This is a genomic window from Winogradskyella sp. PE311, assembly GCF_046545555.1.
Classification (GTDB): domain Bacteria; phylum Bacteroidota; class Bacteroidia; order Flavobacteriales; family Flavobacteriaceae; genus Winogradskyella.
In genome coordinates this window covers 1,819,038-1,845,271 of record NZ_JBHZTH010000001.1, presented here as the reverse complement: position 1 = coordinate 1,845,271, position 26,234 = coordinate 1,819,038, and the positions used below count along the sequence as shown (strand labels likewise).

Annotated in this window: 21 protein-coding genes; 19 read left to right on the top strand and 2 right to left on the bottom strand. The window is 33.1% G+C overall.

What is annotated here, in order from left to right; all coding sequences use genetic code 11:
• Window positions 1-7: 7 nt before the first annotated feature.
• From ACFWU4_RS07895 to ACFWU4_RS07805, 19 genes are all read left to right on the top strand, one after another.
• Window positions 8-1,081: an endonuclease gene (locus tag ACFWU4_RS07895; RefSeq protein WP_411126554.1), complete on the top strand. Its 1,074-nt coding sequence runs from the start codon at window positions 8-10 to the stop codon at window positions 1,079-1,081.
• 139 nt (window positions 1,082-1,220) lie between these two features.
• On the top strand, window positions 1,221-4,877 hold the full coding sequence (purL, locus tag ACFWU4_RS07890) for a phosphoribosylformylglycinamidine synthase (RefSeq protein ID WP_411126552.1): 3,657 nt from the start codon (window positions 1,221-1,223) through the stop codon (window positions 4,875-4,877).
• 92 nt (window positions 4,878-4,969) lie between these two features.
• Entirely contained in the window at window positions 4,970-6,745 is a 1,776-nt protein-coding gene (locus ACFWU4_RS07885; RefSeq protein ID WP_411126550.1) for an AMP-dependent synthetase/ligase, read from the top strand.
• 119 nt (window positions 6,746-6,864) lie between these two features.
• Window positions 6,865-7,317: a hypothetical protein gene (locus tag ACFWU4_RS07880; RefSeq protein ID WP_411126548.1), complete on the top strand. Its 453-nt coding sequence runs from the start codon at window positions 6,865-6,867 to the stop codon at window positions 7,315-7,317.
• Window positions 7,318-7,328: 11 nt separating this feature from the next.
• Window positions 7,329-8,318, top strand: a complete 990-nt coding sequence (locus ACFWU4_RS07875; protein WP_411126546.1) for a response regulator transcription factor — start codon at window positions 7,329-7,331, stop codon at window positions 8,316-8,318.
• A 160-nt stretch (window positions 8,319-8,478) separates the two neighbouring features.
• Window positions 8,479-8,934: a MarR family winged helix-turn-helix transcriptional regulator gene (locus ACFWU4_RS07870; RefSeq protein ID WP_411126544.1), complete on the top strand. Its 456-nt coding sequence runs from the start codon at window positions 8,479-8,481 to the stop codon at window positions 8,932-8,934.
• A 1-nt stretch (window position 8,935) separates the two neighbouring features.
• Window positions 8,936-11,344 carry a 3-hydroxyacyl-CoA dehydrogenase/enoyl-CoA hydratase family protein gene (locus ACFWU4_RS07865; protein ID WP_411126542.1) on the top strand — a complete coding sequence of 803 codons (2,409 nt, stop codon included), beginning with the start codon at window positions 8,936-8,938 and terminating at the stop codon, window positions 11,342-11,344.
• Window positions 11,345-11,348: 4 nt separating this feature from the next.
• Complete coding sequence (locus tag ACFWU4_RS07860) at window positions 11,349-12,542, top strand: acetyl-CoA C-acyltransferase (RefSeq protein ID WP_411126540.1); 1,194 nt, start codon at window positions 11,349-11,351, stop codon at window positions 12,540-12,542.
• 28 nt (window positions 12,543-12,570) lie between these two features.
• On the top strand, window positions 12,571-14,379 hold the full coding sequence (locus ACFWU4_RS07855) for an acyl-CoA dehydrogenase family protein (protein WP_411126538.1): 1,809 nt from the start codon (window positions 12,571-12,573) through the stop codon (window positions 14,377-14,379).
• 301 nt (window positions 14,380-14,680) lie between these two features.
• Complete coding sequence (locus ACFWU4_RS07850; RefSeq protein WP_411126536.1) at window positions 14,681-15,937, top strand: nuclear transport factor 2 family protein; 1,257 nt, start codon at window positions 14,681-14,683, stop codon at window positions 15,935-15,937.
• A gap of 99 nt (window positions 15,938-16,036) precedes the next feature.
• A complete protein-coding gene (locus ACFWU4_RS07845; protein WP_411126534.1) occupies window positions 16,037-16,579 on the top strand; it encodes a Pycsar system effector family protein in 543 nt (180 codons plus the stop codon).
• A 52-nt stretch (window positions 16,580-16,631) separates the two neighbouring features.
• Window positions 16,632-16,823, top strand: coding sequence for a hypothetical protein (locus ACFWU4_RS07840; protein WP_411126532.1), 192 nt, complete (start codon window positions 16,632-16,634; stop codon window positions 16,821-16,823).
• Between the two features lie 38 nt (window positions 16,824-16,861).
• Window positions 16,862-17,566 (top strand): hypothetical protein, encoded by a 705-nt coding sequence (locus ACFWU4_RS07835; protein WP_411126530.1) that lies wholly within the window; start codon window positions 16,862-16,864, stop codon window positions 17,564-17,566.
• Between the two features lie 56 nt (window positions 17,567-17,622).
• The gene (locus tag ACFWU4_RS07830) at window positions 17,623-18,774 is read left to right on the top strand and encodes a DUF6265 family protein (RefSeq protein ID WP_411126528.1); all 1,152 of its coding nucleotides are present in this window, start codon (window positions 17,623-17,625) and stop codon (window positions 18,772-18,774) included.
• Between the two features lie 15 nt (window positions 18,775-18,789).
• On the top strand, window positions 18,790-20,136 hold the full coding sequence (locus ACFWU4_RS07825) for a M28 family metallopeptidase (protein ID WP_411126526.1): 1,347 nt from the start codon (window positions 18,790-18,792) through the stop codon (window positions 20,134-20,136).
• Window positions 20,137-20,165: 29 nt separating this feature from the next.
• Complete coding sequence (locus ACFWU4_RS07820; protein ID WP_411126524.1) at window positions 20,166-20,540, top strand: hypothetical protein; 375 nt, start codon at window positions 20,166-20,168, stop codon at window positions 20,538-20,540.
• Window positions 20,506-22,170: a M1 family metallopeptidase gene (locus ACFWU4_RS07815; protein ID WP_411126522.1), complete on the top strand. Its 1,665-nt coding sequence runs from the start codon at window positions 20,506-20,508 to the stop codon at window positions 22,168-22,170. Before ACFWU4_RS07820 ends, ACFWU4_RS07815 begins: the two co-directional genes overlap by 35 nt.
• Before the next feature lie 107 nt (window positions 22,171-22,277).
• Entirely contained in the window at window positions 22,278-22,850 is a 573-nt protein-coding gene (locus ACFWU4_RS07810; protein ID WP_411126520.1) for a YdeI/OmpD-associated family protein, read from the top strand.
• Between the two features lie 129 nt (window positions 22,851-22,979).
• A complete protein-coding gene (locus ACFWU4_RS07805; protein WP_411126518.1) occupies window positions 22,980-23,531 on the top strand; it encodes a PepSY domain-containing protein in 552 nt (183 codons plus the stop codon).
• Between the two features lie 11 nt (window positions 23,532-23,542).
• Here the strand turns inward: ACFWU4_RS07805 and ACFWU4_RS07800 are convergent, their stop codons facing one another.
• Together ACFWU4_RS07800 and ACFWU4_RS07795 are read right to left on the bottom strand one after the other, a co-directional pair.
• On the bottom strand, window positions 23,543-25,006 hold the full coding sequence (locus ACFWU4_RS07800; RefSeq protein ID WP_411126516.1) for a magnesium chelatase: 1,464 nt from the start codon (window positions 25,004-25,006) through the stop codon (window positions 23,543-23,545).
• A 2-nt stretch (window positions 25,007-25,008) separates the two neighbouring features.
• Window positions 25,009-26,139 (bottom strand): vWA domain-containing protein, encoded by a 1,131-nt coding sequence (locus ACFWU4_RS07795; RefSeq protein WP_411126514.1) that lies wholly within the window; start codon window positions 26,137-26,139, stop codon window positions 25,009-25,011.
• Window positions 26,140-26,234: the final 95 nt, after the last annotated feature.

Genomic DNA, 26,234 nt, shown 5'->3' with positions numbered 1-26,234 from the left:
GAAATTTATGAAACAAATTTACTTAGGATTTTTATTACTAATTACCCTAACATCTTACTCACAACAAGCATATTATACTAATGGCCAAAACAATGTAGATTTTACGCTAACAGGTCAAAATATGTATAATGCATTACAATTAAAAATAAGTAATAATACAAACACTGATACTTATACTTACGGAGATGTAAGAGATGATTTTAAAATAATGGATTTAGATCCAACGAATTCAAGCAACGTACTTCTTATTTATGGTTTTAATAATACTTTAAGCTGTACTAGTGGTCAAACTGATAGAAGAATAAGAGACAAAGACGATTTTGGTGGTAATAACTGCGATTATAATAGAGAGCACATATTTGCTAGATCCAATGCCAATCCAGGTATGGGTTCCGCAAGTAATTCTTTTACAGGTATAGTTGCTGATCCTCATAACCTAAGAGCCAGTGACGTGCAACGTAATGGAGCTCGAGGAAGTAAAAAATTTGGAGCAGGAACAGGGAATTCTGGTGATGTAGGAAGTGGCGATTGGTATCCTGGTGATGAATGGCGCGGAGATGTAGCTCGCACCATGATGTATATGTACGTAAGATATGGCGACAGATGTCTACCGAATCTAAATGGATCTGGCGCTACAGAACCTTTTACTGATATGCTTCAGATTTATCTAGAATGGAATGCGGATGATCCTGTTTCAGACATAGAAAATAACAGAAATAATCATTTAGAAGGTGTTTATGGTAATCGTAATCCTTTTGTTGATAATCCTTATTTAGCTAAAACAATTTGGGGTGGTACGCCAGAGCCTGAAGATACTTGGAATATTCTTAATGTCAATGTACTCGATTTTAAATCAGTATTTAATATTTCACCTAATCCTGCAAGAAACAGAGTTAATGTAACTATTTCTAATAATCAGGAAACAAGAATTGAAATTTATGATGTATTGGGTAAGCGTGTATTTATTAGAAAAGTAAATGAGTCTTTACCTATTGATATCAGTTCGCTCAAAACAGGTCTGTATATTTTTAAATTTATACAGAAAGATAAATCTCAAATAAAACGTCTTATTATTAAATAATTAAAAAGCAGCTTATAAGCTGCTTTTTTTTGTTTAAAACATGTTGAATACTTAACTATATGCTCTTTAAATTTTCTCGAGAGTATCACAAAATAAATTAACTTTACATTTTAATTTTCACATCAAAAACAAGACATAAATGATTCATTTCTTTGGAAACCAAAACAGCAAAGTTTTTGCCGTTCAAGCCACAAAAGAATTATCAACTGAAACTATATCAAAACTGACATGGTTATTTGGCGACCAACCAAAAATAGAACAAGCATCAATTGATGCTTTTTTTGTTGGGCCGAGAGCTGCTATGATCACTCCATGGAGTACCAATGCTGTGGAGATCACACAAAACATGGGTATTTCTGGTCTTATTAGAATTGAAGAATTTGTTCAGATAAATGAAGATTTCAAGAGCTATGATCCAATGATTTCTGAAAAATTCAACAGCCTAAATCAAGATATATTCACAATTGATATAAAACCAGAAGCTATTCAAAATATTGAAGATATTTCTGCATATAATCAACAAGAAGGTCTATCCTTAAGTGAAGAAGAAGTCGATTATTTAGAAGGTGTTTCAAAACGAATAGAACGGCCATTAACCGATTCTGAAGTTTTTGGGTTTTCTCAAGTAAATTCAGAACATTGTCGTCATAAAATTTTTAACGGTACGTTTGTAATTGATGGTGAAGAAAAAGAAACCTCTCTTTTTAAACTAATAAAAGAAACGTCTAAGCAAAATCCAAATGATATTGTTTCAGCATATAAAGATAATGTTGCCTTTATTAAAGGACCAGTTGTAGAGCAATTTGCACCAAAACGTGCTGATATTCCAGATTTTTATGCCATTCAAGATTTTGAATCTGTTATTTCTTTAAAAGCAGAAACGCATAATTTCCCAACAACTGTTGAGCCATTTAATGGAGCTGCTACTGGATCTGGAGGTGAAATTAGAGATAGACTCGCAGGTGGTAAAGGCTCCTTACCATTAGCAGGAACTGCAGTTTATATGACCTCATATTCTAGACTTAACGATGAACGACCTTGGGAAAAAGAATTTCCCGAACGCAAGTGGTTGTACCAAACACCAATGGATATATTAATTAAAGCAAGTAATGGAGCATCTGATTTTGGAAACAAGTTTGGTCAACCCTTAATTTGCGGTTCTGTCTTAACCTTTGAGCATCAAGAACAAAATAACAAAATTGGTTATGATAAAGTGATAATGCAAGCCGGAGGTATTGGTTATGGAAAAGCAGAACAAGCTTTAAAAGACATACCACAAGAAGGTGATAAAATTGTAATTCTTGGTGGTGATAACTACCGAATTGGTATGGGAGGAGCTGCAGTTTCGTCTGCAGACACTGGCGCTTTTGATTCTGGTATAGAATTAAATGCTGTGCAACGCTCTAATCCAGAAATGCAAAAACGTGCAGCAAATGCTGTACGTGGTATGGTAGAAAGTGAAGAAAACTTTATAGTTTCTATTCACGATCATGGAGCTGGAGGGCATTTAAATTGTTTGTCTGAATTGGTAGAAGATACAGGTGGACATATAGATTTAGATAAACTACCTGTTGGTGATCCAACCTTATCATCAAAAGAAATTATTGGCAACGAATCTCAGGAGCGTATGGGATTAGTGATTGCTGATAAGCATTTAGAGACGCTACATAAAATAGCAGATAGAGAACGTTCACCAATTTATGATGTTGGAGAGGTTACAGGAAAGCATCGTTTTACATTTGAATCCAAAACCAATGGAGCTAAACCGATGGATTTAGCTCTTGAAGATATGTTTGGAAGTTCCCCAAAAACTATAATGACTGATGAAACTGTATACAAACAGTATTCAGAGATTGCTTATAATACAGATAATTTTTACGATTATTTAGATCAGGTTTTACAACTGGAAGCAGTCGCTTGCAAAGATTGGTTAACAAATAAAGTAGACCGTTGTGTAGGTGGAAAAGTGGCTAAACAGCAATGCGTAGGTCCTTTACAAATACCTCTAAATAATGTTGGTGTAATAGCGCTAGATTTTAAAGGTAAAGAAGGTATTGCGACGTCTATCGGACACTCACCTATTTCGGGATTAATTAATCCTGTCTCTGGAAGTAGAAATTCTATTACCGAAGCCTTAACAAATATTATTTGGGCACCACTAAAAGATGGATTAAAAAGTGTATCCTTATCTGCAAATTGGATGTGGCCTTGTAAAAATGAAGGGGAAGATGCAAGACTCTATGAAGCCGTAAAAGCAATTTCAGAATTTTCTATTGATTTAGGAATCAATATTCCTACTGGAAAGGATTCATTATCAATGAAGCAAAAATATCCTGATGGTGATGTTATTTCACCAGGTACTGTAATTATTTCAGCTGCTGCAAATTGTAATGACATTACAAATGTCGTTGAGCCCGTTTTTCAAAAAAATAAAGGCGCTATTTACTACATCAATATATCTCAAGATTCGTTTGAGCTAGGTGGTAGTTCTTTTGCACAGATCAATAATAAAATTGGAAATACAACACCATCTGTAAAAAGTGCAGAATATGTGAAAAACGTATTTAATACGATACAAAAACTAATAAAAAATAATCAGATCGTAGCTGGCCATGATGTAGCTTCAGGTGGATTAATCACAACACTTTTAGAACTTTGTTTTGCAGATAATAATTTAGGCGCAGAACTGGATATTACTAGTATTGGTGAAAAAGATGCTTTCAAAATTTTATTTGCTGAAAATGCAGGAATCGTAATTCAGTCTGTAGATGATTCTATTGAGTCTGAATTATCTAGTGCTAATATTGATTTCCATAAAATAGGACATGTCACAAATTCAGATGTTTTAGGTATTATTAATGGCAACCAAGTTTTTACAATGACAGTTTCAAGGTTAAGAGACATGTGGTACAAAACCTCGCTTCTACTCGACCACAAACAAACAGCAAACAAATTAGCTGATGCTCGTTTTGAGAACTACAAAAATCAAGCTCTTAACTACAAGTTTCCTGAGCATTTTACTGGAAAATTACCGAAATTTAATGCATCAAGACCAAAAGCTGCAATTTTAAGAGAAAAAGGAAGTAACTCAGAACGAGAGATGGCAAATGCTATGTATCTAGCTGGTTTTGATGTTAAAGACGTACATATGACAGATTTAATATCTGGTCGCGAAACTTTAGAGGATATTCAATTTTTAGGTGCTGTTGGCGGCTTCAGTAATTCTGATGTTTTAGGTTCTGCTAAAGGCTGGGCTGGAGCAATTAAATACAATGAAAAGGCTAATAAAGTTATCAATAACTTCTTTAAAAGAAATGATACATTATCAGTTGGTATTTGCAATGGTTGTCAATTATGGATGGAATTAGACCTTATTAATCCAGATCATGAAATACATGGTAAAATGATTCATAACGATTCTAAAAAACATGAAAGTGCCTTTACATCCGTAAAAATACAAAATAACAATTCTGTTATGTTATCAACGCTAGCGGGTACAACTTTAGGTGTTTGGATTTCGCATGGTGAAGGTAAATTTAATTTACCTTACAGTGAAGACAAATATGATATTGTAGCTAAATATAGTTACGAAGATTATCCTCATAATCCTAATGGGTCGGATTTTAATACTGCAATGCTTTGTGATGCATCGGGAAGACATTTAGTAACCATGCCACATATAGAGCGATCTACATTTCAATGGAACTGGGCAAATTATCCTGATGGTAGAAAAGATGAAGTCTCACCTTGGTTAGAAGCTTTCGTTAATGCAAGAATTTGGATAGAAAAGCAATAATAAAAACCATTTCAATTAAGACTATTGTAAATTTATTAGGACTAATTTTCTTATTTTCGTAAAATCCTAATAACTTTTTTGCTAATTTGATTATGACAGACATAAAGCGCCTTTTTGATTTTCCTTATTATCAGCTTAAACATAAACCCAATTCTTCTGCCTTAGTCACAAAATATAACGGTAAATGGACTCCAATGTCTACGCAAGAATATGTAGATAAAGCAAACGCAATAAGCCGAGCACTTCTTAAGTTAGGAATTCAAAAAAACGATAAAATTGCCTTAATATGTTCTACAAATAGAACAGAGTGGAATATCATGGATATTGGTATTCTTCAAACAGGAGCTCAAAACATACCTATTTACCCAACAATCTGCGCTGAAGATTATGAATATGTATTAAATCATAGCGAATCCATTTATTGCTTCGTTTCTGATGCCGAAGTGCTCGAAAAAGTGCGCAAAGTTCAAAAAAACACGCAACTTAAAGACGTCTATTCCTTTGATCATATAGAAGGTTGTAAGCACTATTCAGAATTATTTGAACTTGGTGAAGATAAAAATAACCAACCAGATGTTGAAGCAAGAAAAGATGCTGTAAAACCTGAAGATCTTGCTACAATAATATACACTTCAGGTACAACAGGTAAGCCAAAAGGTGTAATGCTAAGCCATTGGAATATTACTAGTAATGCATTAGACAGTGGTGATAGAGTGCCACTTCCTCCTGCGGGTGAAACAAGAATCTTAAGTTTTTTACCAATATGTCATATTTTCGAACGTGTACTTATTTATGTTTACCAGTATTCTGGGACTTCAATTTACTTCGCAGAAGCCTTAGACAAAATTGGTGATAATGCGAAAGAGATTCACCCAAATTTAATGAGTGTTGTTCCACGATTATTAGAAAAGGTATTTGATAAAATCATACTCAAAGGTGAAGAATTGACAGGTATCAAAAAGGCTTTATTCTTTTGGGCTGTAGGATTAGGTGAAAAATGGGAACCTTATGGTGCAAATGGTGCTTGGTACGAGTTTAAACTTAAAATTGCTAATAAACTTATTTTTAGTAAATGGAGAGATGCATTAGGGGGTAAATTAACAACTATGGTTTCGGGTAGTGCCGCATTGCAACCTCGCCTTGCAAGAATATTTGGTGCAGCAGGAATGAAAGTTATGGAAGGCTACGGACTTACAGAAACTTCTCCAGTAGTTTCCGTAGGAATGTATAATGATAGTTATTACAAAGTCGGCACAGTAGGTAAGCCTATTGCTAATGTAGAGGTTAAGATTGCAGAAGATGGTGAATTACTAATTAAAGGCCCAAATGTAATGATGGGTTATTATAAAGATCCTGAAAAAACTGCGAGTGTTATGACTGGTGATTATTTTCATACGGGTGATAAAGGCATGATTGATGATGATGGTTTTTTAAAAATTACAGGTCGAAAGAAAGAGATGTTTAAGACTTCTGGAGGCAAATATGTAATCCCACCACTATTAGAAAATGACATGAAACAGTCCATGTTTATAGAACAAATTATGGTTGTTGGTGAAGGTGAAAAAATGCCTGCCGCTTTAATACAACTAAACTTCGAATTTGTTAGAGATTGGATTGAATTAAAAGGTCATAATATTGGATCTTCTGAAGCTGAAATTTCTGGTTCTGAAATAGTCATTAAACGTATTCAAAAAGAAATAGACAAATACAACACCAATTTTGGAAAGTGGGAGCAAATTAAACGCTTTGAGCTAACACCAGATGTTTGGTCCATAGATGAAGGTCACCTCACTCCTACTATGAAAATGAAGCGAAGTATTATACGTAAAAAGTATGACGTACTTTATGAAAAAATCTATAGACCATAGTTATTTAGCTAGATTAGGACGTTTTTAAAACTTTTTTAGACCCTTTTTCCTACTTTGAAAATTTCTAAAAAACTGTGATGTAAGGTAATTTTGTGATAATTATTTTAAAAACAAATATTATGAAATCTACATTGAATCTTTTCTTATTATTCTTACCACTCTTATTAATTTCTCAGAATACGACTTTCAGTAACACAAATCATCTCAACTTTAAAAACAGCACGGAAGAGAGAATTGTAAAAATAAATGTTACTGAAGATATATTTCAGATCGACATTAGAATACACAGTATGGTGCAACAAGGGGAATTATCTCTAGAAATTTATAAACCAATTAATTCAAGTGCTGATTCTTCATTACCTGGTATAATAAGAAAAGAAATGCTTGGCGAATTTTCAATTGGTGGCTCAGAAGCTATTGTTACGGACAACGAGTCTAACACTAAAGAAAATGTTGTAAGTGAATTGAATAAAATCTTAAGTGACCCAAGCCCTGGACTTTACATTGTTAAATTCACTTCAAAAAAAGCTTCTGGTGATGTAAACATAAGTATCGTACAATATTCAAAATAACGCTTTTGTTTATGAGAAAATGTTTCTTAATTTCTATATTTTACATTTTGAATGTTAATGTTTCATTAAGCCAATCAAAAGGTTTTATTACAGGTGAAATCGATCTTAGTGAGCAATGGAGTCCAAATATATATTTATCTGAAATATCGTCTTTTGACAATATCTACAAAATGTCAAACTCAATGATAATTTCAGAATCAAAAATTGACAGTGCTGGCAGATTCAAATTTGATTTAAAAAATCTTTCAACCCAAGACGTATTTTACAGATTGCATGTTTCAAAAAAAAATGCCCCTAAAGCATCTTTAATTATTGGTGGTAAAGATGAAAATCATTTTTTTATTGTTGCTAACAATAGCTCTAAAATTGACATAACCATTGATTCAAAGTCAGGGGTTTTTAATAAAATTGATTTTTCAGATACCAATAATAGAACAATTCAATATATAGACGCAGTGTTAAAAAATATTGATAGTATTGATTTTGGAAAGACTCAAATTAAACGCTCATTTATTGTAAAAGCAGCTGAAGAAAAATTAAGATTTATCGCAGATACGACATCACATCCTTTAGTTTCTTTACACGCTTTATATAAATCTAATTTTAAAAATAATGTAATTGATCATAAAGAATACTATTACAATTACATAAACAAATGGAAAAATGAAAACACATCTTATTTTGAAAAATTTAAGTCAGAATTAAGCCTAGAAAAATTTACGAATAAATCTTACTTTGTTTTTTATTTAATTGGCTCTTTTCTTCTAGGCCTAATCATTAGAAGCTACTTCTATTACCTTAAAAGAGATAAAGGAAATGACCTAATAAAATTATTGAGCATACAAGAAAGAAAAGTATACCAATTATTAAAAGAAGGAAAGTCTAATAAAGAAATTTCAGAAAAACTTAATATTGGTATTAGTACAGTAAAATCTCATGTAAGTTCTATTTATAGTAAACTCAATGTGAAATCGAGAAAAGAAATTATTAATATTTATTAGTTCTAGACTGAATACTTAACGAATTCGCAAAAATCAATATTAAATATTTAGAGTGTTTCAATATGAAGCACTCTTTTTTATGATATCAATAAATAAAAAATAAAAAAATACTATGCATGCATAGTATTTTTAATTATATTTGCATTCAGTTTCAAAATATATGAAAGATAAAACTATAGATTATATACTTAGAACGACTTGGTTAGCTGTTAATAAAATGTATAACGAAGAAGCTTCAAAGTTCGACACAACAATGGCAACTGGTTTCGCATTATTGAGTATAGATCCTGAAAAAGGAACACCTTCAACTTCACTCGGACCAAAAATGGGAATGGAGGCGACAAGCTTATCAAGAACATTAAAAATGATGGAAGAAAAAGGTTTAATTACACGCAAACCTAACCCTGAAGATGGTCGCGGAGTTCTCATTTTTTTAACGGATTTTGGAAGAGAAAAAAGAGAATATTCTAGAGACCGTGTTTTAACCTTTAATGACGCTATAAAAGATAATGTTTCTGTTGAAGAGCTTACCAGTTTTTATAAAGTTGCAGAGGTTATAAATAATATGATTTCAAATAAAAAAATATACAATCAAAAAGAACACATTTTAAAGTAAGATGAGTAAACGTAGAATAAAAAAAATAGCCATTATTGGTTCTGGTATTATGGGAAGCGGAATTGCTTGTCATTTTGCAAATATTGGTGTCGATGTCTTATTATTAGATATAGTACCGAGAGACTTAACGGATAAAGAGAAAGCTAAAGGCTTAACTTTAGAAGATAAGATTGTTAGAAACAGATTAGTAAACGATGCACTTACCGCATCGATAAAGTCTAAACCTGCACCACTTTACCATAATTCATTTAAAAGTAGAATAACAACTGGTAACCTTGAAGATGATATCGCAAAGGTTAAAGATGTAGATTGGATTATGGAAGTTGTTGTTGAACGTCTAGATATAAAACAACAGGTTTTTGAAAAACTAGAACAGCACAGAACACCTGGCACGCTAATTACATCAAATACGTCTGGTATTCCAATTAAATTTATGAGCGAAGGACGCAGTGAAGATTTCCAAAAACATTTCTGTGGAACACACTTTTTTAACCCTGCGCGTTACTTAAAACTATTTGAAATCATACCAGGGCCAAAAACGGATGCTTCGGTACTTGAGTTTCTAAATGGATATGGTGAGCAATTTCTAGGAAAGACGTCAGTTGTGGCAAAAGACACACCTGCTTTTATTGGAAACCGTATTGGTATTTTCAGTATTATGAATGTCTTTCATGTAGTACAAGAACTAGGAATGACGATCGAAGAAGTAGATAAATTATCTGGGCCTGTAATTGGTCGTCCAAAATCTGCAACTTTCAGAACTGTAGATGTAGTCGGACTAGATACACTAGTGCATGTTGCAAATGGCATTAAAGATAATTGTCCTAATGACGAGCAATTAGACTTATTTACAATACCAAATTTCATCAAGACAATGATGGAAAATAAATGGTTAGGCAGTAAAACTGGGCAAGGTTTTTACAAAAAAAATGTATCTGCCGAAGGTAAAAAGGAAATACTCTCATTAGACTTAAACACTCTAGATTATAGAACTAAAATGCGTGCAAAATTTGCTACGCTAGAAATGACTAAAACTATTGACATTGTTGCAGATCGTTTTAAAGTATTAGTAAAAGGAAAAGATAAGGCAGGCGAATTTTACAGAAAGCACTTTGCTGCACTTTTTGCATATGTCTCTAATAGAATTCCGGAAATAACAGAAGATTTATATAAAATTGATGACGCTATGAAAGCCGGTTTTGGTTGGGGACACGGTCCTTTCCAGATTTGGGATGCTATCGGTGTTGAAAAGGGTATTGAAATGATGAAAGCAGAAGGTTTGGAGCCTAATGCTTGGGTAACTGAAATGTTAGCGTCTGGTAGCACTTCATTTTATACCGTAAAAGAAGGAGCAACATATGCTTACGATATTCCGAAGAAATCACAAGAAAAAATTCCTGGCCAAGATAGTTTCATCATATTAGATAACATCAGGAAAACAACAGAAGTATTCAAAAACTCAGGTGTTGTTGTTGAAGATTTAGGAGATGGTATTTTAAATGTAGAATTTCAATCTAAAATGAACACCATTGGTGGTGACGTTCTAAACGGATTAAATAAAGCCATTGATATTGCAGAAAAAGATTTTGCTGGATTAGTTGTAGGTAACCAAGCTGATAATTTTTCGGTTGGAGCAAACATCGGTATGATTTTTATGATGGCTGCCGAGCAAGAATATGATGAGCTTAATATGGCCATTAAATTCTTTCAAGATTCAATGATGCGCATGCGTTACTCATCTATTCCAACAGTAGCAGCGCCTCATGGCATGTCTCTTGGAGGAGCTTGTGAATTGTCAATGCATGCAGACAAAGTTGTTGCAGCAGCAGAAACTTATATTGGACTTGTAGAGTTTGGAGTCGGTGTTATTCCTGGCGGTGGAGGTTCTAAAGAAATGGCTTTACGAGCATCTGATACATTTAGAAAAGGAGACGTACAATTAAATACATTACAGGATTACTTCTTAACAATTGGTATGGCCAAAGTAGCAACTTCTGCCTATGAAGCTTTTGATTTAGGAATACTTCAAAAAGGAAAAGACGTTGTAGTAGTTAATAAAGATCGTCAAATAGCAGTTGCAAAACAACATGCTAAGTTAATGGCTGATATGGGTTATACACAACCTGTGAAGCGTACAGATGTAAAAGTATTGGGAAAACAAGCTTTAGGTATGTTTTTAGTAGGAACAGATTCTATGAAAGACTCTAAATATATTAGTGAACATGATATGAAGATTGCAAATAAACTAGCATATGTTATGGCTGGTGGTGATTTGTCTGAACCAACACTTGTAAGCGAACAATACTTGTTGGATTTAGAGCGTGAAGCTTTCCTAAGTTTATGTACAGAGCGTAAAACTTTAGAACGTATTCAGCATATGTTAACCAAAGGTAAACCTTTAAGAAACTAAAAAAATGAAAACAGCATATATAGTAAAAGCATATAGAACGGCAGTTGGTAAAGCGCCAAAAGGTGTATTCCGTTTTAAAAGAACAGATGAATTGGCAGCAGAGACCATCAAACATATGATGAAAGAATTGCCAAATTTAGATCCTAAACGAATCGATGATGTCATCGTTGGTAATGCCATGCCAGAAGGTTCACAAGGACTAAATATGGCGCGTTTAATCTCTTTAATGGGATTAGAGGTCATTGATGTTCCTGGTGTAACTGTAAATCGTTTTTGCTCATCAGGAGTAGAAACTATTGGTATGGCAACAGCAAAGATACAAGCTGGTATGGCCGATTGTATCATTGCAGGTGGTGCAGAAAGTATGAGTAGCGTACCAATGACTGGTTTTAAGCCAGAGTTAAATTACGATGCTATTGTAAAAGCAGGTCATGAAGATTATTATTGGGGAATGGGTAATACAGCAGAAGCAGTTGCCAATCAATTTAATGTATCTCGAGAGGATCAAGACGAGTTTGCGTATAACTCACATATGAAAGCATTGAGAGCTTTAGCTGAAGATCGTTTCCAAGACCAAATCGTTCCGATTGATGTAGAACAAACTTATATCGATACAAATGGAAAAAAAGCAACAAAATCTTATACTGTAACTAAAGATGAAGGTCCTCGTGCTGGAACTAATAAAGCCGCTTTAGCAAAACTTAGAGCTGTATTTGCAGCTGGAGGGAGTGTTACAGCTGGTAATTCGTCTCAAATGAGTGATGGTGCAGCTTTTGTAATGGTAATGAGCGAAGATATGGTTAAAGAATTAAATCTAGAACCGGTTGCACGTATGGTCAATTATGCAGCTGCAGGTGTAGAACCACGCATTATGGGTATTGGTCCAGTAAAGGCCATTCCAAAAGCATTAAAACAAGCAGGCTTAAAACAAGATGATTTATCGTTAATTGAATTAAATGAAGCATTTGCTTCTCAATCTTTAGCTGTTATTAGAGAATTAGACCTAAATCCTGATATTATTAATGTTAATGGAGGTGCAATTGCGTTAGGTCATCCATTAGGTTGCACTGGAGCTAAACTATCTGTGCAGTTATTTGATGAGATGCGTAAACAAAATATGCAAGGCAAATATGGTGCAGTAACAATGTGTGTTGGAACAGGTCAAGGGGCTTGTGGTGTATTTGAATTTTTAAATTAGAAAAAAGAACATTTTAGATTATATAGTTATGGAAACTAAAGAAAAAGAATTATTAAGAGGTGGACAATTCCTAGTAAAGGAAACATCTTGCGAAGACATTTTTACGCCTGAAGATTTTTCAGAAGAGCAACAAATGATGAAAGAGTCCGTAATGGAGTTCAATGAACGCGAAATCATTGCTCATAAAGCAAGATTTGAAGCTAAAGATTATGCTTTAACTGAAGAAGTAATGGTTAAAGCAGGTGAAATGGGATTTTTAGGAGTTGCTGTTCCAGAAGCTTATGATGGTTTAGGTATGGGATTTGTTTCTACATGCCTAACATGCGATTATATTTCTTCTGGCACTGGTTCTTTTAGTACTGCTTTCGGTGCGCATACAGGTATTGGTACTATGCCAATTACATTATATGGAACTGAAGAACAAAAACAGAAATATGTTCCAAAACTAGCTACGGGAGAATGGTTTGGCGCGTATTGCTTAACTGAGCCTGGTGCAGGATCTGATGCAAATTCAGGTAAAACTACCGCAGTCCTCTCAGCAGATGGAAAATCATATAAAATTAATGGGCAAAAGATGTGGATATCGAACGCAGGCTTTTGTAGTTTGATGATTGTTTTTGCGCGTATTGAAGATGATAAAAATATAACTGGCTTTATTGTAGAATATGATGGTAAAAATCCAAACGGTATAGTATTAGGTGAAGAAGAGCATAAATTAGGTATCCGTGCTTCCTCTACGCGTCAAGTATTCTTTAATGATACTGAAGTTCCTGTTGAAAATATGCTAGCAGGTCGCGGAGAAGGATTCAAAATTGCTATGAACGCGCTTAATGTTGGACGTATTAAATTAGCTGCAGCTTGTTTAGATTCTCAAAGGCGAATTTTAACTACTGCTGTTAACTACGCCAACGAACGTAAACAATTCAAAACACGTATATCAGATTTTGGTGCAATTAAAACCAAAATAGCCGAAATGGCTGCTAGTGCTTATGCTGGTGAATCAGCAACGTATAGGGCTGCAAAAAATATTGAAGATAGAATCGAATTAAGAGTTAATGGAGGTAATACACACCAAGAAGCAGAGTTAAAAGGTGTTGAAGAATATGCCATTGAATGTTCTATTTTAAAAGTAGCTGTTTCAGAAGATGTACAGAACTGTGCAGATGAAGGCATTCAAATTTTTGGTGGAATGGGATTCTCAGAAGAAACTCCTATGGAAGCAGCTTGGAGAGATGCTCGTATTGCTAGAATTTATGAAGGTACCAATGAAATTAATAGAATGTTATCTGTTGGTATGTTGGTAAAGAAAGCTATGAAAGGTCACGTAGATTTATTAGGACCTGCTCAAAAAGTACAAGAAGAATTAATGGGAATTCCTTCTTTTGAAACACCAGACTATTCTGAGTTATTTTCTGAAGAAAAGGAAATGATTAAAAAATTGAAAAAGACATTCTTAATGGTTGCTGGTGGTGCAGTTCAAAAATTTGGTCCTCAGTTAGAAGAGCATCAACAGCTACTAATTGCTGCTGCCGATATTTTGATTGAGATTTATATGGCAGAATCTGCAATATTAAGAACAGAGAAAAATGCAAAACGTTTTGGAGAAGATGCACAGTCTGCTCAAATCGCTATGGCAAAATTATATTTATATCATGCAGTTGACATCGTTGAAGAAAAAGGGAAAGAAAGTATTATTTCTTTTGCAGAAGGAGACGAACAACGTATGATGCTAATGGGTCTTAAACGTTTTACAAAATATCAAAACTATCCTGATATTGTAGACTTACGTATTGAAATAGCAGAAAAAGTAAAAGCAGAAAATAAGTACTGCTTTTAGATTAAGTTTAGGTTAGAAGATAAAAGAGCCAATTCAAATTAATGAATTGGCTCTTTTTTTTGAATTAAAAAAGTCTCAAAAATGAATATTCTTGAGACCTTTTACTAACTAACTAAAAATTTTAAGAAAAAAATATAATCTTTTTACACTGCTAATATATAAAAAATAATCGATAAAACACATTTTTTAACGATAAAGTGTAAGTTTCTAATATTTTGGTTGGTTTAAGAGGATATTTTAAGACGGTTAACAACAAAAACATAGATAATGATTATATTTATAGGCATAACGCTATTAATCAATGAGATACCTATTTTTAATGACCATGTTGACCTCTTTTGGTCTAACAATGGCTCAGACGAACACTGAAATTTACTTATTTGACTTAAGTAAAGAAAAAAACAAAATCACTCTTAACAACTCCAAAAATATTTCTAATAATGATGGTTACGATAACCAACCCTCATTTTTTGATGATCGTTACATTCTTTTTGCCTCAACTCGTAACGAACAAACCGATATAGCCAAATACGATATGCGCTATAATACAAAGTCGTGGCTTAATTATACTGACGGTGGAGAATATACACCTTTAAAAGTACCAGAACGAAACGCAATTTCTGCCGTGAGATTAGATAAGGATGGTAAACAGCGCTTATACCGCTACATGTGGAGTAATGGCGAGTATGAAGAACTAATCAAAGACCTCGTTGTTGCCTATTATACTTGGTATGATGAAAACACCATAGTTTCTGCAATTATTGAAGGTGAAAATTTAAACTTATATGTTACTAACATTAAAAGTGGCGAAAGTAAAAAGTATGATTCTAATGTTGGGCGTTCATTTCATAGAATTCCTAATACTAATCTCGTAAGTTTTGTTTCAAAAAGCAATACTAACGAATGGCAAATAAAATCCTTAAATCCAGTAACAGGTGCAATTAGACTGCTCGCTAACACGATTCAGGGCATTGAAGATATCTGCTGGTTAGATAATAAAACAATTTTATCTGGTAAAGAAAATACACTTTATAAATTGACTTTGAAAAAAGATAATAATTGGAAAAAAGTAGCAGACTTATCTATTAATGGTATAACTAATATAACACGACTTTCAACAAATACGTCAGGAACTAAACTATTAATAGCAGGTGATATGTCACAAAACTTAACCAACGTTAATAATGAAACAGATGATACTAAAAGCACTAATACAACTACCACTTCCTTAACCGAATTTGAAACTATTGTTCAGAAACAACTAAATGCCTACAATGCTAAAGACGTCGATGCCTTTATGTCTAGTTATTCTGAAGACGTAAAATTATTCAATTACCCAAATGAAATCTTGTCTGAAGGCAAAGACCAAATGCGTAAGGACTATATCTCATGGTTTAATCGTACACCAGATCTTAAAGCAACTGTAAAAAAACGTATTGTTATCGGTAATAAAGTAATTGACGAAGAACAAGTTACTGCTAATGGTAGAATTTTTAATACTGTTGCTATATACGAAGTCGTAAATGGCCTAATAAATAAAGTAACCTTTATGCAGTAGTGCATATTTTACAAAAGTTTGTCTGTAAATAGACTGCAACAATATCTATGAATAATACTTTTTCATATTGTTCAAATTAAAACAAATACTATTTTATTAATGCAAGACTTAAAATCTAACCCCAAAAATGCTCATACAGACGATCTAGTAGACCATTATTGGGGCACAATAAATTATGTTACCAGCCTTATAAAATCGTCCGAGTTAAAAGCTGGTTTAATTTTGTCTTTTTATGGGATTCTTTTAAACTTAATTTATCAAAGCATAGAAAGTATATCAATTAGACTAGAGAATGATCTTATACTAACTTTTCTTGTTGGGGCTTGGGTAATATGTACTACTATTTCTATATTTTTTTGCATTCGATGCTTTATACCAAAAATTGAAGATAGATTTTCCGTAAACATGTTTTTCTTTAAAGACATAATCACAAAATTTGGTGATATAAAAGAATTTTCGACAACGTTTTTTAAAATGAGTAAAGATGAAGATATACTGTTTCAGCAATTAGGTGAGCAAATATTTATAATGTCTAAAATATCAGATTGGAAATTTAAAAATGTAAAGCGAGCTATTAGCTTACTAGCTATTGGCTTGATTATATTTTTTATTGCTGGTCTTTACTATTTTCTTTCGACATGAAACTAACTTATCAATAAACTATAAATATTACTAACCAAAAAACCAACTAAAAATGGGACTATTCTGGGATCTTATCCAACAAAGCGAAATCGAGGAACAAAAGGGCAAAGCGGAATCCTTAGAAGGACGCGTAAAACAATTAGAAGACGAACTTAATAAAACTAAAGCGCTACTTCTTAAAACTTTAAAAGTTTTAGAGGAGCGTTCTGGAGAAGACATAAATGACGATGGTCAGATAGGATAACTATGATTAAATTCTTCCGAAGAATAAGATACAAACTCATGAGCGAAAATAAAACAGGGCGCTATTTCAAATACGCCATTGGCGAAATTATTTTAGTAATGATTGGTATTCTGCTGGCACTACAAGTAAACAACTGGAACCAAAACCGTATAGAACAAAGCGAAGAAAAGGAAGTAATTGTTAAACTGAATGCCGACTTTAATGAAAATAAAAAGGTCTTAAATGATTATTTGATTGACATTAAAAGCATGCGGAATTCTGAAGAAACACTAATGCGTTTAATTGGAGCTTCAAAAGAAGAGCTACATGAACATAATCTAGATAGCCTATTTTATGTTACTTTTTCAACTAGTGAATTTGCTTTTGCAGATAATACCATTAAAAATATAATGCAAAGTGGTAAGCTAAACCTTTTAAAAAATGAAAAAATTACTGACTTACTTTATAAATGGAATTCACTATCTGAAATTAGAACAATACGCGTGGCAAAACTAGATAGTTGGGCAAATAATCAGTTTATACCTTACTTATTAGACAAAATATCCTTTAAGCAAATAGATATAACTAGTAATTATTCTTGGTCTGGAAAATCTAAAGTAAAACCAGATTACTATCCTTTGTTTCAAGAAATAGCCTTCGAAAACTATTTAGATAATCATCTTTGGTATAATCAACAAGTAATTGAACGCTGTGAAGAAACAGATCAACTTATAGATAAGATTATTGAAGCTACAAAACAGTAGTAATTCTATTCTATAAGATTTAAATATTCCGTATCTTTTCATCTCAATTTTTTAAGATGAAATTACTGACTACATTATTACTTTGCCTTATTACATTAAGTATCACTTCGCAAAATAATATTTTAGAACCTAAACTAGAAAATATCGCTTGGATAGCTGGTAAATGGCATGGTGAAGCCTTTGGTGGACAAGCTGAAGAAATTTGGAGCGAACCTTCTAACGGTTCCATGATGGCAACCTTTAAATTTACGAGTGATAATAGAGTATCATTCTACGAAATAGAAATTATCAGAGAAGTAGAAAACACATTAGTCCTTCAATTAAAACACTTTAGAGCGGACCTAAAAGGTTGGGAAACCAAAGATGAAACTGTAGATTTTCCACTAAAAGAAATCACTGAAAATAAAGTGGTATTCGAGGGCATGTATTTCGAAAAAGTATCTAAAAACCAAATGAATGTTTATGTAGACATTGAGAATGATAAAGGAGCTGTTGAAACTGCAAAATTCACTTACAGAAAAGCTGTAACACAGAAGAAAACCATTAAACAACTTATTAAGGTTAAGCATACCGATACTGCTCCTACTCTAGATGGTATTGCAAATGAAGCGATTTGGCAAAATACACAATGGCAACCTTTAGATCAAACATGGTTAGGAAATCAACCGACCGAAGACGATTTTAAGGGTAAATACAAATTAGCATGGACAGAAGATGCCTTATACTTATTAGCAGAAATACAAGATGATAAACTCATTGATATCTATGAAGATCCTCTAACAACCTGGTGGGATGATGATTGTTTAGAAGTTTTTATAGACGAAGATAACAGCGGTGGAGAACATCAATATAATCACAATGCTTTTGCCTATCACATCGCTTTAGATGGCAATGTTGTTGATATGTCTACTAAAGAGGAAGGGAAACTTTATAATTCACATGTCGCATCAAAAGTAGTTACTAATGGTAATATCTCTATTTGGGAAGTTAAAATTTCGCTTTATGACGATACTTACTCTGATGATGGTACAAACATACCTTTAAAACTAAATGCCAATAGAAATGTCGGTTTTGCCCTAGCCTATTGCGATAATGATAATAGTAAAACAAGAGAAAACTTTATAGGGTCAGTTGAAGTACAAGGAGATGATAAAAATCGAGGTTGGATTGATGCTGGTATATTTGGAACCCTATTACTTGTCAACTAATAAAAATTTTAAAAAATGAAAAATACACTTCTTTTATTTTCAATACTCTTTTCAATATCTATTTCATCACAAACGGACACTAAAATCTATGACATCATAGACGCAGTTTCAGAAGAACGTTTGCGTAATGATGTAAAAAAATTAGCCGATTTTGGTACAAGGCACACTTTAAGTGATACTGTTTCAGAAACCAGAGGAATTGGAGCTGCAAGACGCTGGATAAAAGGACAGTTTGAAACGATCTCAAAAAATTGTAGTGACTGTTTAGAAGTCTTCTTTCAAAAAGATTTAGTAGAAAAAGGACGAAATCAACGTATTGTAAAGGACGTAATGGTGGTTAATGTTGTTGCCATACAACGTGGTACAAAATACCCTAATCGTTTTATTATAATGAGCGGAGATATAGATTCTAGAGTTTCAGATCCTGCTGATTTTACTTCAGATTCACCTGGTGCAAATGATAATGCAACTGGTATGGCTGGTGCTATTGAAGCCGCAAGAGTATTGTCTAAATATAAATTTGAAAGTAGTATTGTTTATTTAGGATTGTCTGGTGAAGAGCAAGGTTTATTCGGTGGCCAAGGGATGGCAAAATACGCCCAAGACAACAATTGGGAAATTATTGGTGTGCTAAATAATGATATGATAGGTAATATCTCTGGAGTTGATGGTGTTATTGATAACCGTACTTTCAGAATTTTTTCTGAACCAACCACAACTGGAGAAAAAGATGCAGAAAAATTGAAAAGACAAGCCAGAGCACGTCGCTTTTATGGTGGTGAAGTCGATGGAATTTCACGTCAATTAGCCCGTTACGTTCATAAAACAACAGAAACCTATATGCCGGAGATGAATCCGATGATGGTTTACAGATTAGACCGTTTTGGGCGTGGAGGTCATCACAGACCATTTAACGATGTTGGTTTTGCTGGTATACGTATTATGGAAGCTCATGAAAATTACACGCAACAGCACCAAGATATTAGAACAGAAAACGGTATTAATTATGGTGATACATTTGAACACGTAGATTTCCCATATTGCAAAAAACTAACTGCTGTAAACGCTATTACTATGGCTAGCCTCGCCTCTGCTCCACCTTCGCCAAGTGATGTAGGAATCGGAGGTATTGTAGAACCTTCTGCAAAACTAAAATGGAATAAAGTAGATGGTGCTGCAGGTTATAAAATTTATTGGAGAGACACTACGTCGCCAACTTGGGATAATAGTCGTTTTGTTGGGGATGTGACTGAATTTACTTTAGATGGCATAGTCATTGACAACTCGTTATTCGGAGTTGCTGCCGTTGGTAAATATGGGCATGAGAGTACTGTAGTATTTCCTAATAAAATAATTAGATAATTAGAACCGTTATTCAATAAAATTTAGGGATGAATTATAAAACTCTAAAACATTTACTTCCGGAAATAATAATACTAGGTTCGCTTGTGTATTATTGGATGGCCACTTCCTGGCACAATCCAATTGCCATAATTCTTCTTGTTATTATTGGATTTCAGATAATGAAACAAAAAATTATTCCTGGGTTAATTATCTCATTAATTTTTACAACCCTTAATTTTTATATGGCCCTTGCATTAATTTCTGAATTATCAGAATTTGAAAGTGTAACCTCTAATTTTAAAATAATGCTAACATTTGGAAGTATTTACCTTGGTCTTAATATAATTACAGGAATTGCTATGTTTATCAAATACTTAAAAAAAGCGAATGCAAAACAAATACAACAAACTAAAATTTCATAAATGCTATGTGTTTATTGTAACACTCTTATTATTTACAAAAGTAGATGCACAATTAGCTTCAAACAAAGATGAATTTACAAAACAAGATACTTTAAGAGGCAGTATAACGCCCGAGCGCGCTTGGTGGGATTTAAGTTATTATAATTTAAATATTAAAGTTCAACCAGACAAAAAATACATTTCGGGTTATAATATTATACATTACAAGGTTTTAGAATCACATAATGTCATACAAATAGATCTTCAAGATCCCTTAAAAGTAACCGCATTTTCTCAAGATGATGTACAACTCAACTATGACAAAATTGGACCTGCTTATTTTGTATATCTCAAAAAGAAACAAGTACCTGGAACATATAATAAAATATATGTTCAATATGCAGGAGAACCAATTGAAGCCAAAAATGCACCTTGGGACGGTGGTTTTTCATGGAAAAAAGACACAAATGACAACCATTTTATTGCAACCTCTTGTCAAGGTTTAGGAGCCAGTGCATGGTGGCCAAATAAAGATCATATGTACGACGAAGTTGACAGTATGCGTATAGCTATAGATGTTCCAAAAGATTTAATTGCTGTTTCAAATGGAAGGTTAAGAGAAACTTATGAATACGAATATGGAGGTTATAAATTGTATGAATGGTTCGTATCAAATCCTATTAACAACTACGGTGTAAACGTAAACATTGGCGATTATGTCAATTTCTCTGAAGTTTATACTGGTGAAAAAGGGAATTTAGATATGGATTATTGGGTGCTTAAGGATAATTTAATTAAAGCAAAAGAACACTTTAAAGATGCTCCTAAAATGATGAAAGCATTTGAGCATTGGTTCGGACCTTATCCATTTTATGAAGATAGTTTTAAATTGGTAGAGGTACCTTATTTAGGTATGGAACACCAAAGTTCAGTGACCTATGGTAATCAATATAAAAAAGGGTATTTAGGTACAGACTTATCTCGATCTGGTTGGGGATTAAAATGGGATTTTATAATTGTACACGAAGCTGGCCATGAGTGGTTTGCTAATAATATTACAAATAAAGATGTTGCAGACATGTGGATACATGAAAGCTTCACAGCGTATTCCGAAAATCTATTTTTAGATTATTATTATGGTAGTGAAGCTTCCGCTGATTATGTAATTGGTACTAGATTTAGAATACAAAATAAGATACCCATGATAGGTCCTTATGGTGTAAATAAAACCGGTGGTGATATCTATTATAAAGGATCAAATATGTTGCATACCTTAAGACAATTAATTAATGATGATGAGAAATGGAGAGAAATTTTAAGAGGCTTAAATTCAGAATTTTATCATCAAACAGTTACTACGGAGCAAATTGAAGATTACATTAGTAAGATGACTAAAAAAGATTTAACCGCTTTTTTTAATCAATATTTGAGAGATGTGCGTATTCCTACATTAGAATATAAAATTAAAAATCGTAAACTATCATATAGATATGTTGATATTGTCGAAGACTTTGATATGCCAGTTGAGGTAGAAATTGATGGAAAAACGGAATGGCTATTTCCAAATTCTGAATGGAAAACAAAACCTATTAAAAATAAGGATTTTAAAGTCGATAGAGATTATTATATCTATTCGAAAGAGATAAATTAACAACTTTCTGTCATTCCTACGAAGGCAAGAACTCAAAAAACACAGATAAACTTAATATAGATTCCTGCCTTCGCAGGAATGACAAATATTAGGGATTAACTAATTTAATGGAACACCCAGAATTATACTTTGAACGAGATATCGAATGGTATGATTGGTTATTAACCAATCACGATAAATACAAAGCCGTATATCTGGTATTCTACAAAATAGAGACTAAATTGCCCACAATGCGTTGGGAAGAAGCTGTTAAAGTAGCATTATGTTTTGGTTGGATAGATTCTACAGTAAAAAGTTTAGGTGGAGGGAAACGTATTCAATACTTCTCACCTAGAAATCGAAAAAGTACTTGGAGTGCTCTAAATAAAAAATACATCGTAGAACTTGAAAAAGCTGGTTTAATTCAAGAATCTGGATGGAAACTCATAAATCTTGCAAAAAGTAGTGGTAAGTGGACCGAAATGGATGATGTTGAAAATGGTGTTATTCCCAAAGAATTAAAAGATGCATTTGACAAAAATAAACATGCTTTTGAGAACTATCAAAATTTCTCTAAAGGTTATCGAAAAAGTTACTTATCATGGCTACATAACGCAAAAAGAGCTGTAACTCGCCAAAAAAGAATTGCAGAGATTATAAAGCTCTGCGATGCTAATATTAAAAGTCGTGATACTTGGTGATTAGAATATTAGTTTTTTCGTATTATACAAATAGCCTATACTAAATCACTATTTCTCATTGTATAGTCCTAACTCTTTAACACCAGAAGTTATAATATTTTTTTTTAGATTCGTGAACTAATTAATAGAATGAATAAAGAGAATCTATCATTAGCAAAATCTACACGATGGTACCGCAAGGCTCATCGCTTTATAGCTATACCACTATTGCTGTTTGTTATTATAATGAGTGTCACTGGGCTACTACTAGCATGGAAAGACCAATTGCAATTAAAGCCATATACCACTTCAATTAGGGCTGAAGGCAGAAAACTGCTTTCACTATCTCAAATTGAGAAATATGCAGTAAGCTACATTGACAGCTTAAAGCTTTCAACTGATATAAATAGAATTGATTATAGACCACGAAAAGGTATAGCTAAAGTAAGATTTGAAAAACATTTTACCGAATTACAAATTGATTGTTACACAGGAAAAGTAGTATCTCAAAAAACAAGAACCGCAGATATCATTGAAATGATACATGACGGTTCTATTGTTGATTATTTATTTGACTCAAATGGTAAAGCAACAAAATTGTTTTATTCTAGCTTAATTTCCTTAGGTCTTTTATTCCTATCATTTAGCGGATTTTGGTTATGGTTAAAACCCAGACAAATAAAGAAGAACAAGCTCAATTAGTTAGACAAATTTTACAATCCACTGATATAACTTCCATAAGGATCTTGAAACTTAAGTCCTTCCGAATAGCGATACTTACTTAATTTCTTAAACTGGGTTAGTCCCCAAAGAATAAATTCTTTTTCAAAATATACATCTCTTGGGTCTATTTCTGGCTGATAATCCGCAATCAATGCATCTAAAGGTTTTACCTCATCTAATTTAGCTTTGTATTTAGTATCATCAAAATCATCTAATAACTCAAAACCATCCCCATTAAAGAACCAGGAAATTAAATCATCATAAGGTGTTTCGTCTCCTTGCTTCTCTAGTTTTTCAACCTTAGGAAAATAATCTGGGAATAAAGTTTTAATCGCACTATTTAATAATTCATTAGCAACAAAATCTGCTCCTTCTTGTTCTCCTTCGTAAACCAATTCTACTTTTCCTGTTATTGCTGGTATGATGCCAATAAAATCTGATAATCGTACTGATGTATGTTCATCTCCAGTTAATAATGCACGTCGTTCTGCTGTGCTCAACAAGTTCTCAAAAGCCGTAATACTCATTCTTGCGCTAATTCCACTTTTCACATCAACATATTCACTTTCACGTGCTTCAAAACTGATTTGCTCGAGCAAATCTTTGGCTAAGTCCGGGACATAAACTGATTCAGCTTGACTTTCAACTAACTTGGCTTCTTGACTTGTAATCGTTCTTGCAATTTCTACAGTCTCAGGATAATGCGTTAAAATCTGTGAACCAATTCTATCTTTTAATGGAGTAACAATACTACCTCTATTGGTATAATCCTCCGGATTTGCTGTAAACAAGAATTGCATATCTAAAGGCAGTCTTAGTTTAAATCCTCTAATTTGAATATCTCCTTCTTGTAATATATTAAATAACGCGACTTGAATTCGTGCTTGTAAATCAGGTAACTCATTAATAACAAAAATGCATCGGTTTGCACGTGGAATCATTCCATAATGTATCACGCGATCATCTGCATAACTCAATTTTAGATTTGCAGCTTTAATAGGATCTACATCACCTATGATATCTGCAACAGTTACATCTGGTGTCGCTAGCTTTTCAGCGAAACGGTCATCTCTGTGCAACCAGGCAATAGGTGTATTGTCTCCTTGTTCTTTTATCAGCTCAATAGCAAATCTAGAAATAGGTTGTAGTGGATCATCATTAATTTCCGAACCTTCAACTACAGGAATATATTCATCCAATAAATTAACCATCATACGTGCCAAACGTGTTTTGGCTTGTCCACGTAATCCTAATAAATTGATATTGTGCCGCGATAAAATCGCACGTTCTAACTCAGGTATCACAGTATTTTCATAACCATGGATACCTTCAAAGGTTATAACTTTATTCTTAATATTTTCAATAAGATTATCTCTCAATTCATCTTTTATAGATTTGGGTTGATAACCTGCTTTCTTTAACTCACCTAAGGTTTTTATATTTTCAATATTCATCTTTATCCTTTAATTCTTTTTTTTCTGTTGTTTTCGTAATCTTCAAAAATCATTTCTCCAAGTCCTTTTAATCCTGTGTAAAATGCTTTACCTCTATTGGCTTGAGTGAATTCTCTAATAAATTGCATCAAATATGGATCTTCTGCAATCATAAATGTAGTAATAGGAATATGCAAACGTCTTGCTTGCTGTGCCATTGCATAACACTTATTGGTAATAAATGGATCTAAACCATTACTGTTCTTATAATATTGGCCATCTGGCATACGCAAACAACTTGGCTTACCATCTGTGATCATAAAAATTTGTTTGTTGGTATTTCGCTTTCTTCGCAACATATCCATGGCTAGCTGCAATCCTGCAACCGTATTAGTATGGTATGGTCCAACTTTTAAATATGGCAATTCTTTTATTTTAATAGGCCACGCATCATTTCCAAAGACTAAAATTTCTAAAGTATCCTTTGGGTAACGCGTAGTAATCAATTCTGCCAAAGCCATTGCTACTTTTTTTGCAGGAGTAATGCGGTCTTCACCATATAAAATCATACTGTGACTTATATCTATCATTAGTACAGTACTCATTTGGCTTTTATGGAGCGTTTCTTCAACTACCAAGTCATCTTCGGTTAAACTAAAATCACCAATACCATTATTTATTTGAGCATTTCTAATACTTTCTGTCATTGAGACTTTATCTAAGCTATCACCAAATTGATACGCTCTAAAATCACCTGTATGCTCATCACCAAGACCGATACCTTTACTTTTATGATTTCCTGAACCACTGCGCTTAATTTTACCAAAAATATGATCTAAAGCTTGTTGTCTAATGGCGCGCTCAGTTTTTGCTGTAATGGTAAGACCACCTTCACCACTGCCATTAGGATCAATTTCTTCTCTTATGTAACCTTTGTTTTTAAGATCTTCTATAAAATCATCAATAGTGTACTCTGGTGTAGTCAACTTATATTCTGTATCGAGTTGTCTAAGCCAATCAATAGCTTCATCAAAATCACCGGAGGTATAGGTTATAAGTTCTTTAAAAATCTCAAAGAGTTTTTCGAAAGGAGATTGGTTCGGAGCTTCGTAAGTTTTAAATACGAAACCCGATTTATTTGGTTTTTCTTTCATATTCATAGCTATGTAAAAATAATGCTTTTTCGATTCAAAAAAGAGCGTTACAAATAACTTAACAACTCATTAAGAAATCAATCATTTCTTTTCGT

What these genes read in the sequence shown, in the direction of transcription:
- ACFWU4_RS07895 (WP_411126554.1), top strand. Translation starts at nt 8, where the DNA reads ATGAAACAAATTTACTTAGGATTTTTATTACTAATTACCCTAACATCT.
- purL (WP_411126552.1), top strand. Translation starts at nt 1,221, where the DNA reads ATGATTCATTTCTTTGGAAACCAAAACAGCAAAGTTTTTGCCGTTCAA.
- ACFWU4_RS07885 (WP_411126550.1), top strand. Translation starts at nt 4,970, where the DNA reads ATGACAGACATAAAGCGCCTTTTTGATTTTCCTTATTATCAGCTTAAA.
- ACFWU4_RS07880 (WP_411126548.1), top strand. Translation starts at nt 6,865, where the DNA reads ATGAAATCTACATTGAATCTTTTCTTATTATTCTTACCACTCTTATTA.
- ACFWU4_RS07875 (WP_411126546.1), top strand. Translation starts at nt 7,329, where the DNA reads ATGAGAAAATGTTTCTTAATTTCTATATTTTACATTTTGAATGTTAAT.
- ACFWU4_RS07870 (WP_411126544.1), top strand. Translation starts at nt 8,479, where the DNA reads ATGAAAGATAAAACTATAGATTATATACTTAGAACGACTTGGTTAGCT.
- ACFWU4_RS07865 (WP_411126542.1), top strand. Translation starts at nt 8,936, where the DNA reads ATGAGTAAACGTAGAATAAAAAAAATAGCCATTATTGGTTCTGGTATT.
- ACFWU4_RS07860 (WP_411126540.1), top strand. Translation starts at nt 11,349, where the DNA reads ATGAAAACAGCATATATAGTAAAAGCATATAGAACGGCAGTTGGTAAA.
- ACFWU4_RS07855 (WP_411126538.1), top strand. Translation starts at nt 12,571, where the DNA reads ATGGAAACTAAAGAAAAAGAATTATTAAGAGGTGGACAATTCCTAGTA.
- ACFWU4_RS07850 (WP_411126536.1), top strand. Translation starts at nt 14,681, where the DNA reads ATGAGATACCTATTTTTAATGACCATGTTGACCTCTTTTGGTCTAACA.
- ACFWU4_RS07845 (WP_411126534.1), top strand. Translation starts at nt 16,037, where the DNA reads ATGCAAGACTTAAAATCTAACCCCAAAAATGCTCATACAGACGATCTA.
- ACFWU4_RS07840 (WP_411126532.1), top strand. Translation starts at nt 16,632, where the DNA reads ATGGGACTATTCTGGGATCTTATCCAACAAAGCGAAATCGAGGAACAA.
- ACFWU4_RS07835 (WP_411126530.1), top strand. Translation starts at nt 16,862, where the DNA reads ATGAGCGAAAATAAAACAGGGCGCTATTTCAAATACGCCATTGGCGAA.
- ACFWU4_RS07830 (WP_411126528.1), top strand. Translation starts at nt 17,623, where the DNA reads ATGAAATTACTGACTACATTATTACTTTGCCTTATTACATTAAGTATC.
- ACFWU4_RS07825 (WP_411126526.1), top strand. Translation starts at nt 18,790, where the DNA reads ATGAAAAATACACTTCTTTTATTTTCAATACTCTTTTCAATATCTATT.
- ACFWU4_RS07820 (WP_411126524.1), top strand. Translation starts at nt 20,166, where the DNA reads ATGAATTATAAAACTCTAAAACATTTACTTCCGGAAATAATAATACTA.
- ACFWU4_RS07815 (WP_411126522.1), top strand. Translation starts at nt 20,506, where the DNA reads ATGCAAAACAAATACAACAAACTAAAATTTCATAAATGCTATGTGTTT.
- ACFWU4_RS07810 (WP_411126520.1), top strand. Translation starts at nt 22,278, where the DNA reads ATGGAACACCCAGAATTATACTTTGAACGAGATATCGAATGGTATGAT.
- ACFWU4_RS07805 (WP_411126518.1), top strand. Translation starts at nt 22,980, where the DNA reads ATGAATAAAGAGAATCTATCATTAGCAAAATCTACACGATGGTACCGC.
- ACFWU4_RS07800 (WP_411126516.1), bottom strand. Translation starts at nt 25,006, where the DNA reads ATGAATATTGAAAATATAAAAACCTTAGGTGAGTTAAAGAAAGCAGGT.
- ACFWU4_RS07795 (WP_411126514.1), bottom strand. Translation starts at nt 26,139, where the DNA reads ATGAAAGAAAAACCAAATAAATCGGGTTTCGTATTTAAAACTTACGAA.